This window comes from Pseudomonas sp. GNP012 (assembly GCF_054343835.1).
The window spans coordinates 2,350,621-2,362,255 of the sequence record NZ_JBTGUU010000001.1 but is presented as its reverse complement, the minus strand read 5'-3'; the positions used below and the strand labels follow the sequence as shown (position 1 = coordinate 2,362,255).

Sequence of the window (11,635 nt, the reverse complement as noted above, 5' to 3'; positions counted from 1 at the left end):
TATAGATAAAGTCCTGATGAGGTTGCGCCGATGAGTCAAAAGTCACTACCACCCTTGAACTGGTTGAGGGCATTCGAAGTATCGGCGCGTTGTTTGAACTTTACCCACGCAGCGCAAGAGCTCCATTTGACTCAAGGGGCTGTGAGTCAGCAGATCCGTCAGTTGGAAAGTCACCTCGGGGTGGCGCTGTTCAAGCGCTTGCCCCGAGGGCTTGGCTTGACCGAGGAAGGGCAGTCGTACCTGCCTGTCGTCCAGGACGCGATCAGTCGCCTTGCCGTTGGCACCAACGAGATTTTCGGCCAGCACAATCGAAGACATTTGAAAGTGCGTGGCAGTCTTTCCTTTCTTCACTATTGGTTGGCCCCCCGGCTCGCAGATTTTTGTCGGGAGTACCCCCAGATTGATATTCGATATATCAGCAACATCTGGGTGAAAGAACCGGATGGCGAGGATGACCTGGAGATTCGCTGGGGATGCGGTTCGTGGTCAGGCTTGCACGCTCAGCGATTGACCTGGGACATCCTTCAGCCTGTTTGCTCCCCACAGCTCATGGCCAGCTCACCCATACATGAGCCTCGCGACTTGATGAACCATTCTCTGCTGCATGTTTTGGGGTACGAAGAGGGTTGGGGTTACTGGTTGAAGCGAGTTGGAGCAGACGACGTCGACTATTCCCGCGGCCTTCAGTTTGACACGCTGATTTCCACGATCCGCATGGCCGAATTGGGGCAGGGCGTTGCGCTGGCACGGTCTTCGGTGGTCGAGGATTTGCTCAAGACTGGGCAATTGGTTGCGCCGTTCAGTCACCGAATCGAGGCCAGTGAGTCTTTTTATCTGGTGCACGAACAGAGCGAAGCGCTATCGCCTGATGCCGCAAATTTTTCTACCTGGCTGGTGGCTCAAGCCCATCGCCTTTTGTAATACCGATTGGGAGTGGTCATGGATTATGTAAGCACACGCGGCGGTGACATGCGGGCAGATTTTCGCAGTGTGGTTCTGTCGGGGCTCGCCGAAAACGGTGGTCTCTATGTCCCAGCCAGTTTGCCGGTATTCACTGAGAAACAGATTGCCAGCTGGTCGTGGCTGCCGTTCGATGAGTTGGTTTGGCGAGTGATTTCGCCTTTTGTTGGCTCTTCCATAGATGAAAGTACCCTGCGTGGCTTGCTCAGTGACAGCTATCGACAATTCAAGCACCGCGCCATTACGCCGCTTGAGCAGATAGGGCATAACGAGTGGATACTCCAGCTGTTTCATGGCCCGACCCGTTCTTCCAAGGATTTCGCCGCGCAATTGCAGTCGCGCCTGGTCAAGCATTTTCTTAAGGAGGTCGGTAAAGAAGCGTTGGTGGTCGGTGCAACTAACGGTGATACCGGCCTTGCTGCGCTTGAAGCCTTTACTGACTGCCCGGCCGCCCGCATGGCGATACTGTATCCGCGCGATGGTCTTGCGCCTGAGCAACTCAGTGCCTTGCAGGCAGCCGACCCGCAGCGGGTACAGCTGTTTGCGGTTGACGGTAATTTCGATGATTGCCAGATGCTGGTCTCCCGACTATTGCGTGAGTGGCCGTTGGACGCAGTCATGCCGATCTGTTTCAACTCGACCAATTGGATCGGCGTCCTGGCCCAGATCGTTTTTTACTTCCACGCGGCCTTGCAACTGGGCGGTGGCTCGCGTCCCGTCGGCTTTAGCGTTCCAGCGGCCAGCTCGGCCGAAATCTACGCCGGCTACATTGCGCAGAAAATGGGATTACCCATCAATCAGGTGATCATTTCGACCAACAGCAATGATGCCCTGCACCAGTTTTTTCATTGCAATCGCTACTCCACCCGGATGACTGATCGAACAGTGTCACCGGCGATGGACTTCTCGTTGTTTTCCAACCTGGAGCGGTTTATCTGGGAGATTTACGAGCACGATGGCTGCTCGACAAAAGCGCTGATGGAGCATTTTGAAAGTTGCGGAGAAATGAGCATCGGCAACCAGCAATGGCTGCGAGCCCGAGTGCTCTTCGATTCCTATGCCGTAGACGAATCCCAGGTGCGCGATGAGGTCGTCGAGCTGTTCCGCGAGACAGGCTCGGCCATCGATCCTCACACCGCTGTCGGTGTACTGGCTGGCAGGCTTCATCGACGCAGCCTGGGCGCGCCGATGGTCACCTTCGGGCAAATAGCGCCGGCCAAGTCAGCGGCGCTGTTGGCCGAACTGGGCGTCTGGCAAGCAAGCGTTCCGATCACTGTCGATGTGCGCGCGCAACCACCGTACCTGGCCAAGGGCGATCTGGACGGTCTGTGCCAGGCCCTTTGTCTGGCGCAGCAGAGGCTTGTATGAAGCGCATTCTGGATCCGTTGGATGAACGCATACTGGCCGAACTGACCGCCAATGCGCGAATAGCCCATATCGAACTGGGTGCCAAGGTCAACTTGTCGCGCAATGCGGTGCGCCAGCGCATCGAGCGTCTTGAGCGCGACGGTGCGATCCAGGGCTATACGGTACTTCTCGGTGAAACGCGGCGGCCTGCGTCGCTTATCAGTGCAGTGATCTTCGTCTACCGCTACGACCGCATGCGTGGCGAAGCAGTATTGGCTGCGCTGCGCTCCATTCCCGAAGTCGTGCAATGTGAAGTACTCAGTGGTGAGTTCGATTTAATGCTGCGCGTGAATGCTGCCACACCTGAGCGTGTCCATCTTGTGTGGAAGGAAATCGCGGCCATGCCAGGGGTGGAAAACACCGTGACCTCGTTCGTCCTTTCTGCCGTGTTTTAAAGAAAATGTGCTTGGGCAAAATGCCCAACTAATAGAGCAAACTGCCATATTCAACTGCCAAAGCGCGGCTCTTAGGATGTTCCTGTCGAACAACATCAATAAAGGAACAGCTTTCATGACTGAGTACAAAATTGCCTTGGTAGGGTTTGGTGGCGTGAACCGTGGCTTCGCCCAGTTGGTCGCCGATCGTAATGCCCAGTGGAAAGAGTCCCTGGGCTTCACTATTAAAATTGTCGGTGTCACCGATCTGTTCCTCGGCTCCATCGTTGCCAAAGACGGTCTGGATGCCAAGCAGTTGGTCGCGCTACCGATTGAGAAAGGCGCTCTCGCTCAACTGCCTGGCGGCAATGCCGAGGCCTTCAACGAAACAGTGATCAAGCATTCCGGTGCCGACATCATCGCTGAGGCCACTTTCACCAATCCGGTGGATGGCGAGCCCGCAACCACCTTCTGCCGCTGGGCCCTGGAAAGTGGCATTCATGTAGTGACCACCAACAAGGGGCCTATTGCACTGCACGGTGCCGAGCTCAAGGCGTTGGCTCGTCGCAACCAGGTTGCTTTCGAGTACGAGGGGGCAGTGATGAGTGGCACGCCCGTGATTCGCCTGGCCAAGCAGGCCTTGGCGGGTGCCGGCGTACAAGGCTTCGAAGGCATCCTGAACGGCACTTCCAACTATGTGCTCAGCCAAATGAAAGACGGCCTGGCGTTCAACGATGCCGTCGTACAAGCGCAACAGCTCGGTTACGCCGAGGCGGATCCAACCGCCGATGTGGAAGGGTATGACGTACGCCTCAAGGTGGTCATCCTGGCCAACGAACTTCTGAATGCACGACTGAATGTCAGTGACGTAGCCTGTTCAGGCATCAGCAATATCAGCGCGCAGGATATCGCTCAGGCAAGTGCCAATGGCGCCAGCTGGAAACTGATTGGCTCAGCCGATCGTGAAGCCGATGGCTCGGTTCGAGCGAGTGTCGAGGCCCGTTTGCTGCCCAATTCCCACCCTCTGGCAGGCATTGCCGGCGCCACGAATGCAGTGTCGTTCAATACCGAGTTGCTGGGAGCTGTCACGGTGTCCGGGCCTGGGGCAGGGCGTATCGAGACGGCCTTCGCATTGCTGTCGGACATCGTCGCCATCCACACCGCCCACGGCAAATAACAGGAGATAGTCATGAGCGTATCCAGCATGGCCAGTATCCAGCTTGTTGAAGCCAAACAGATAGATGTGTTCAGTCCATTCGATGGTCGCTTGGTAGGGAGTGTCCCTTGCCTTGATGCCGCTGCAGTTCCTGGCTTGCTGGAACGCGCGCGAATCGGCGTTCGCGAGAGTGCGGCAATGCCTCGTCACCTGCGGGCGCGCATTCTTGAGAATGCCGCCCGCAGTGTGGAGCTTGAGTCTGATGCATTCGCCAGGCTGATCGTTGCAGAGGCGGGGAAAACGCTGCGACAAGCAGAGAAGGAAGTGAAGCGTTGCGTGAACACGTTGAAGTTATCGGCGGAGGAGGCGCGTCGTAACGCCGGGGAAGTGATTCCATTTGGGGCTTATGAAGGATCGGAATCGCGTCAGGGTTGGTTCACGCGAGAGCCCTTGGGACTTATAGTCGCAATCACGCCCTATAACGATCCGCTGAATCTGGTCGCCCATAAACTCGGCCCCGCAATCGCCGGTGGAAATGCCGTGATTCTGAAACCTTCGGAACTCGCGCCGCTGTCCGCTCTCAAGCTCGTTGAGTGCCTGGTGAAAGCGGGTCTTCCACCCTCTGTGATTACTCCGGCGACCGGTGGCGTCGACTTGGGTAAAGCTTTGGTGGAGATTCGCGAAGTTCGGATGATTTCCTTTACGGGTGGTTTTGCAACAGGAGAAGCCATCGCTCGTAGTGCCGGATTGAAGAAGCTGGCAATGGATCTCGGAGGAAATGCCCCGGTTCTCGTGCTTGAAGATTGTGATATGGAATCGACCGTGGAGTCGTGCGTGTCTGGTGCCTTCTGGGCAGCAGGGCAGAATTGCATCGGTACGCAGCGCATCCTTATCCATAGTTCTATTTATGCGGACTTCCGTGAGCGATTTGTCAGCCAAACGCGCGCCTTGGTAGTGGGTGATCCTCACCAGCGAGCAACGGATGTAGGCCCGATGATTACGGAGCAGGCGGCGCGTCGTACCGAGCAATTGGTAAATGAAGCACTGGCCGAGGGGGCTGTTCTGCTGTGTGGGCACCATCGCCAAGGGGGAAGCTATGCACCGACCGTGCTTGAGCACGTGAGCCATGGCAGTACGATTTGGCAGCAGGAAGTCTTCGCGCCGGTGGTTATCCTGGAGCCTTTTGAGCATTTGGAAGACGCTGTTGCACTGGCTAACGCAACAGAGTACAGCTTGCATGCAGGTCTTTTTACGCGTGACCTTTCCAAGGCTTTGAAACTGGCGCGTCAGATTGAAGCAGGTGGCGTGATGATCAATGATTCTTCCGATTATCGTTTCGATGCCATGCCGTTCGGTGGTTTCAAGTACGGAAGTCTGGGGCGCGAAGGTGTTCGATTTGCGTATGAAGACATGACGCAGCCTAAAGTGGTCTGCATCAGCGAATTGGATTAAACCTGCGAAGTAAATTGCCATTGACTCACAAGGGCCTGAGAGGGCCCTTTTTTGTTGCCCGGATTTCATTCGCAGCCGATCTTGACTTGTACAGTTCCGAGCAAAACCCAAACTCATTTGCATGGGCTGCGACTCACCCAGGGCCGCTCCAAGGGTATTGGTTTGTCACCTGGCCGTGACTCATGAGTTCGCCAAACTGTCCCACCAACAACAGCAATCGATAATGCCCCGAAAAATTCGGCACCAGGCTCGGGTGGGCATTCATCGCACGCGGCAAAAACAACTCCAACATGGCCATACAACATGCACCCGTTACGACAAAGCCTGCACAACGAACTACACGCGCGCCCGTCACTGTATTTCGATGAGCCGGCCCATGTGTTTCATCTGGCCTTCCTCGGCAGCGATCAGGCGTGCAATGCATTCCTTGAACAATGCTGCCTTGGCACCCTCGACCTGAATGCCGCCCAGGGCATTACCCAACTCGATGGCCATGCACTGAAATGGGAGCGCCATGCCGAGTTTTTCACCCTGACACTGGTGGTCACTTCATCCTCTGATGACTTGTCCTGGACAACACTTCCCGAGGTGTTGGCGTCAAAGGTCGAAGTGCATTTGCCGGCCCTGATCAACTCGGTGCAGATTGTCGTGCGTGGTGAAACCGACCTGGATCTGTCCCGGTACGGCTTCAAGGATCCGAGCGGTTCGTGCGTGGGCGGTGGCGATGCCATGGTCTGGAGTGATTTTCGCCTGAGCGAGGAGGGCAACAACCACATGTTGTTCGTCAACCGGCGCCTGAATGCCTACCGCCAGGGCCGGATGATACGCCGCCTGCTGGAAATCGAGACCTACAGGATGATGGCCTCGTTATCCTTGACCACGGCCAAGGACTTGAGCGCGCAGCTCGATGTTTTCGACAAGACCCTGGTCACCCTTTCCGAACGCAACGCCGACCCGCACGGCAGTAATGCAAAAGCCCTGCTTGCGGATATTTCCAACCTTTCTGCGCAAGTGGTGAGCAGCGCGGCGAAAACCCGACACCGCTTCAGTGCCACGCAAGCCTATGCACAATTGGTGTTCGAACGTCTGGGTGAGCTGCGGGAAAGTCACGTAGGTGATTGCCAACGCCTGGGCGTATTTATCGAACGCCGCTTCAAACCTACCGTCAGGTACTGCACCGCCACCGAACAGCGCCTGGAGCACCTGGCCGAAAGCGTGGCCAACCTGGGCGATCTGTTACAAGCACGAGTCCAGGTCGAAATGGAGGAACAGAACTCGGAAATCCTCAAAAGCCTGAATGCCCGCGCCGATGCTCAGATCAAGATTCAGCGCGCAGTGGAGGGGCTGTCGATTATTGCCATTACCTACTACCTGCTCAGTTTGCTCAAGCTGGGTTACTCAGGGGTTCACCTGCTTGGCGTTGAGGTGTCCCCGCGAGAGGCCATGCTGGTCATGGCGCCGCTCGCGATCGGTATTCTTGCATTGATCGTGCTGCGTATCAGGAAAGTCAAAGAGCATTGAGGTGATGGCCTGCGATGTCGTTGCAGTGCCTTTTCCACTTGCACATGGCGGCCGCAGGCAAAGGGGTGAAACTAATTGCAGGTGTAGCAGCAGGCTTGCCAGGCACCCACCGTGGGTACATCCAGTTGGCGATAAACCAGTCCACTGCCTCCGTCCTGACTTTGAACTCATGAGCACTAGCATTGTGGAGTCAGCAGGACATGCACTGTTGTAAAGCGCTGTGCTTAACAAAGTGCACCAGTCGGAAGCGACGCGCTGGGCTTTCGCCTCCATTAGCCCACAGCTCATCGATTTGCTGACCTTGGCAATTAGCTTTCTCGGGATGCCTGCTCATGCCACAGAAACTCGCCTGGATCGCAGTTACCGTGATAACCATCTATAGCTCGGGAGCCTGGACTTGCGCATAGGATGAAGTGTCTGTGCTGCCGGCTGGCACAAAGACTGCAAGACCTGCATCAGGTTTACCTACCACACATTCCTCTGGACTCCTCCTCGGTCAACGATGATCGATGTACTGAACAGGTCATGAATAAGGTTGGTACCTCAGACAGGAATCTCAGGCTTTAACACTGCAAAAGAACAGGCAAAGGCGCCTGGAACCGAAGGGTTTCAGGCGTTTTTTTTGCGTTTTTTATCCGTAATTATCTTCGGAGCCGTTCATGAAAACAGCCGCACAATTGCTGAAACTGAAGGTCACGCAAAACCAGCAGGTACATAGCATCGCGCCAGATCAGATGGTGTATGAAGCGCTGAAGATGATGGCTGAAAAGAATGTAGGTGCTCTACCCGTGATAGAGGATGGGCAGGTGGTTGGCGTTATCAGCGAGCGTGATTATGCGCGCAAGGTCGTTCTACAGGGGCGATCTTCGGTCGGTACTCCAGTCCGGGTCATCATGAGCGCGCCCGTCGTTACGGCAGACAGTCAACAGAGCATCGAGCGTTGCATGATGGTTATGACCGACAGTCATCTGCGTCATTTACCGGTGGTGGAAGGTGACCAACTGATTGGCCTCCTGTCGATTGGTGATCTGGTGAAAGAGGCCATCGTCGAGCAGGCCGACCTGATCCGGCAACTGGAACACTATATCCGTGGACACTGAAACGACCAAGGTAAGGTGGATGCCGGGCGCACAGGCACATGCCGTATTCCAATGTGGCTCTCTCTTGCAGGACAGCCATATTGAATGGCCTCGAGGTTCTTAGACACCACCATGCCTTAAAATGCAGTGTTCCAATGAAACCCGACACCCAATGTTGGACATCAGTTTGAACAACCGACGTCGCTGGTCGTATTGCTAGCAAGGAGAGTTCTTCCTTGATAGGGCGCCGACTGGCGAACACGCAGATCGCTGCAACAATGGCGATACCTGTCGCAGTATTGCCCTGGCGCGGGAAGGCATTGCCTGGCATCCCGGTTTCCCTTGCCATGGCGGCGCGCAATGCGAACTCGCCGTTTTGCAACATACCCGTCCGTCACCCACTTGAAAGCCCGGTCTGCATAACCGGCACTTACCCGAGGCCGCGTTGTCAGTAAATGGCGCCTGTAGCGACGAGGACCGTCTCTGATAGCGGCACGTCAGACTGCATTTGGTGTTTCTCCCCTTGGGCAAACGCTCGCGATGGATTGCGTCCTGTACCGACTCTTTCTTAAGCGAGCAACTTTCTATGGGTTTTTTTCTCGATCCGCGTCATGACATTGACGCCGCGTTATTAAGCTACCGCCGGGTGTTCTGGTCGTTGGCACTGTTCAGTGGCGTGATTAACCTGTTGGTGCTGGTGCCGTCGCTCTACATGATGCAGGTGTACGACCGGGTCCTTACCAGTCGTAACGAAACCACTTTGTTCATGCTTACCTTGATCGCGCTGGGGTTGTTCATGTTCAGCGCCTTGATCGAGTGGGTTCGTGGCGCGGTGATGATTCGCATGAGCGCGGGGCTCGACGAAGCCTTGGGCGAGCGGCTTTTCGACGCTGCTTTCGCCCGTAGCCTTCGCGAGCACGATGCCAACCCGGCCCAGGTGCTCACCGATCTGGCGACACTGCGGCAATTGATCACCGGCCAGGGCCTGATTGCCTTGCTCGATGCGCCATGGTTGCCGATCTTTTTGCTGATAGCGTTCATCTTTCACCCATGGTTCGGCGTGCTGACGCTGGTTCTGGCCCTGATACTGATCGGCCTGGCTCTGTGGGGGGAATGGGCGACTCGAACACGCCTGGACGAAGCCAATCGGCTGGGTGTGCAGTCGTCGATTTATCTCAACAGCACGTTCCACAATGCCGAAGTCATCCAGGCCCTGGGCATGCTCAAGCCATTGCGTCAGCGCTGGAGCCTGCTGCAGCAGCGCATCGTTGCGGCCCAGGCCCATGCCAGTGACCGTAGTGCGCGTATCACGTCGATGACTCGTTTCGTACGCATTTCCGGGCAATCGCTGGCCCTGGGGCTCGGCGCGCTGTTGGTGCTCGAAGGCCAATTGTCGGCGGGCATGATGATCGCCATGTCGCTGCTATTGGGGCGCGCCCTGGCCCCCGTGGAAATCGCCATCGGCTCGTGGAAGCAATTCAACTCCGGCCGCCAGAGTTACCAGCGCCTCAGCCAACTCCTTGTCCGGCATCCAGGCGAGCGCCTGCGCATGTCGTTGCCGCCGCCCAGCGGCGCGGTGCGTGTGGAGCAGTTGTATGTCGGCCCGCCCGGTGCCTCGCAACCGATCCTGCGGGGGATCAATTTCAATTTGGTCAAAGGTGACGTGCTCGGCGTTGTCGGGCCCAGCGCCAGTGGAAAGTCAACGCTGGCCAGGGCGCTGGTCGGGGTCTGGCCAGCCATGGGCGGGTCGGTGCGCCTCGATAACGCCGAGATCAGCCAATGGTCTCACGACGCCTTGGGCCCGCACCTGGGCTACTTGCCGCAGGACATAGAACTGTTCGACGGCACGGTGGCCGACAATATTGCCCGCTTCGGTGAGCAGGACGCCGAAAAGATCATCGCGGCGGGGCGTCATGCTGGCATACACGAGATGATCCTGAGGTTCCCCAAAGGTTACGACACGCCGTTGGGCCCCGGCGGGCTTGGATTGTCCGGGGGACAGAAACAGCGCCTCGGCCTGGCTCGTGCACTCTATGGGCTCCCTACGCTGATCGTGCTCGATGAGCCGAACTCCAATCTCGATGAAGCCGGAGAGCTGGCGCTGGTCCAGGCGATCGGTGCGCTCAAGACTGCTGGCAGCACCGTGGTGCTGATTACACATCGGCCTAGTGTACTGGCGGTGGTTGACCACATCCTCGTGCTCAAGGACGGCACTCAACAAGCATTCGGTCCACGGGATCGGGTGCTCAAGGCATTGCTTGCGGGGCCGAGACCGGCAGCGATCAAGGAGGCTGGCGAAGATGCATGATCTGACCCCAGGCACACAGATGTACAGCGAACAACGACCGATCGTACGTGATAAAGCCACGCCGCCAGGTGCCAATACCGACGCGGGCAGCGCGGCACGATATGGCGTGGGCTTCCTGGCCCTGGCACTGGGTGGCTTCCTGCTCTGGGCCTGCCTGGCGCCGCTCGACCAGGGTGTCCTGGGCAGCGGCACCGTGGTAGTGGCGGGCGAACGCAAAGCGGTGCAGTCGTTGGTCGGTGGCGTGGTGGAAAAACTTCTGGTCAGTGATGGCGACCGCGTCACCCAAGGGCAGTTGCTGGTGCAACTCAACACGGTGCAAGCGCAGTCACAACTGGACGTGACCCGGGGCAAATTGCTTAATGATCGCAGCGTGGAGGCTCGCTTGATTGCCGAGCGCCTGGGCACCGCCGAGATCCAATGGCCCCCTGACTTGCTGGAACACGCTGAAGAGCCGCGGCTCAAGGCAGCCATGGCCTTGCAGAGTAAGTTGTTTGCGACCCGCCGTGCGGAATTGGCCAGTCGCTTGCAGATCATCGAACACGAGACCGCCGCATTGCAGCAGCAATTGACCGGATATGAAGGTGTCAAGCGCAACTACGAAACGCAGATGCGCTTCCAGCAGCAGGAACTGGAAGGCCTGCGTGTTTTGGCACATGAGGGCTACGTCCCGCGCAACAAACTCTTCGAGGCCGAGCGCAACGCCGCCCAATTGGCCGGGCAGATTGCTTCCGTGACAGGTGATGCCGGCAGGACTCGCCAGTCGATCAATGAAAGTCGGCTCAAGGCCTTGCAGGCGCAGCAGGAATTTCGCCGCGATGCCGAAACCCAGCTCAGTGAAGTCTCCGCCGAGGCGTCAGCTTATGCCGATCAGATCAGTGCCTTTGAGTTTGAAGTCGACAACGGTGCGATCCGCGCGCCGGTGTCCGGACAGGTCATGGACGTGAACATTCATACGATTGGCGGCGTTGCCCAGGCGGGGCAAATCCTGATGCAGGTGGTGCCGTTGGATGCGCCGATGGCGATCACCGCGCGTTTCGAGCCGTTGATGGCCAACAAGTTGCGTCCGGGGTTGCCGGTGCACGTGCATTTCACGGCGCTGCAACGGGTGGATACCCCGACTGTCACCGGGACGGTGACTACGGTGTCGGCGGACCAGTTGATCGATGAACAGACTCACCAGCCGTACTTTTCCGCCAAGGTCGAAATTCCCGCAGATACCGTAGTGTCGCTACAGGCCGCCGGCCTGTCGGTGCGGCCGGGCATGCTGGCCGATGTCACGGTGGTCACGGGCGAGCGTACCTTGATGAACTACCTGATGAAACCTTTGCGCGAACGCTTGCTCGCAGCCTTCAAAGAAGAATGAGTGGCTACCCTCGTC

General features: G+C 57.3%; 9 protein-coding genes. All 9 read left to right on the top strand.

Going from position 1 to position 11,635, the window contains the following annotated elements:
• Positions 1-30: 30 nt before the first annotated feature.
• The 9 genes from ACXX83_RS10555 (at position 31) to ACXX83_RS10515 (ending at position 11,620) form a co-directional block, all read left to right on the top strand.
• The gene (locus ACXX83_RS10555) at positions 31-921 is read left to right on the top strand and encodes a LysR substrate-binding domain-containing protein (RefSeq protein WP_458548397.1); all 891 of its coding nucleotides are present in this window, start codon (positions 31-33) and stop codon (positions 919-921) included.
• 18 nt (positions 922-939) lie between these two features.
• Positions 940-2,328, top strand: coding sequence for a threonine synthase (gene thrC, locus ACXX83_RS10550; protein WP_458548396.1), 1,389 nt, complete (start codon positions 940-942; stop codon positions 2,326-2,328).
• Positions 2,325-2,762 (top strand): Lrp/AsnC family transcriptional regulator, encoded by a 438-nt coding sequence (locus ACXX83_RS10545; RefSeq protein WP_458374622.1) that lies wholly within the window; start codon positions 2,325-2,327, stop codon positions 2,760-2,762. Before thrC ends, ACXX83_RS10545 begins: the two co-directional genes overlap by 4 nt.
• Positions 2,763-2,877: 115 nt before the next feature.
• Positions 2,878-3,918, top strand: a complete 1,041-nt coding sequence (locus tag ACXX83_RS10540) for a homoserine dehydrogenase (RefSeq protein WP_458548395.1) — start codon at positions 2,878-2,880, stop codon at positions 3,916-3,918.
• Positions 3,919-3,930: 12 nt separating this feature from the next.
• Positions 3,931-5,349, top strand: coding sequence for an aldehyde dehydrogenase family protein (locus ACXX83_RS10535; protein WP_458548394.1), 1,419 nt, complete (start codon positions 3,931-3,933; stop codon positions 5,347-5,349).
• Positions 5,350-5,652: 303 nt separating this feature from the next.
• Positions 5,653-6,870, top strand: a complete 1,218-nt coding sequence (locus ACXX83_RS10530; protein WP_458548393.1) for a DUF3422 domain-containing protein — start codon at positions 5,653-5,655, stop codon at positions 6,868-6,870.
• A gap of 659 nt (positions 6,871-7,529) precedes the next feature.
• Entirely contained in the window at positions 7,530-7,970 is a 441-nt protein-coding gene (locus tag ACXX83_RS10525; protein ID WP_007971558.1) for a CBS domain-containing protein, read from the top strand.
• Between the two features lie 565 nt (positions 7,971-8,535).
• Positions 8,536-10,257 carry a type I secretion system permease/ATPase gene (locus ACXX83_RS10520; protein ID WP_458548392.1) on the top strand — a complete coding sequence of 574 codons (1,722 nt, stop codon included), beginning with the start codon at positions 8,536-8,538 and terminating at the stop codon, positions 10,255-10,257.
• Positions 10,250-11,620 carry an HlyD family type I secretion periplasmic adaptor subunit gene (locus ACXX83_RS10515; RefSeq protein ID WP_126045876.1) on the top strand — a complete coding sequence of 457 codons (1,371 nt, stop codon included), beginning with the start codon at positions 10,250-10,252 and terminating at the stop codon, positions 11,618-11,620. The genes ACXX83_RS10520 and ACXX83_RS10515 overlap by 8 nt, the downstream gene beginning before the upstream one ends.
• The last annotated feature ends 15 nt before the right edge of the window (positions 11,621-11,635 follow it).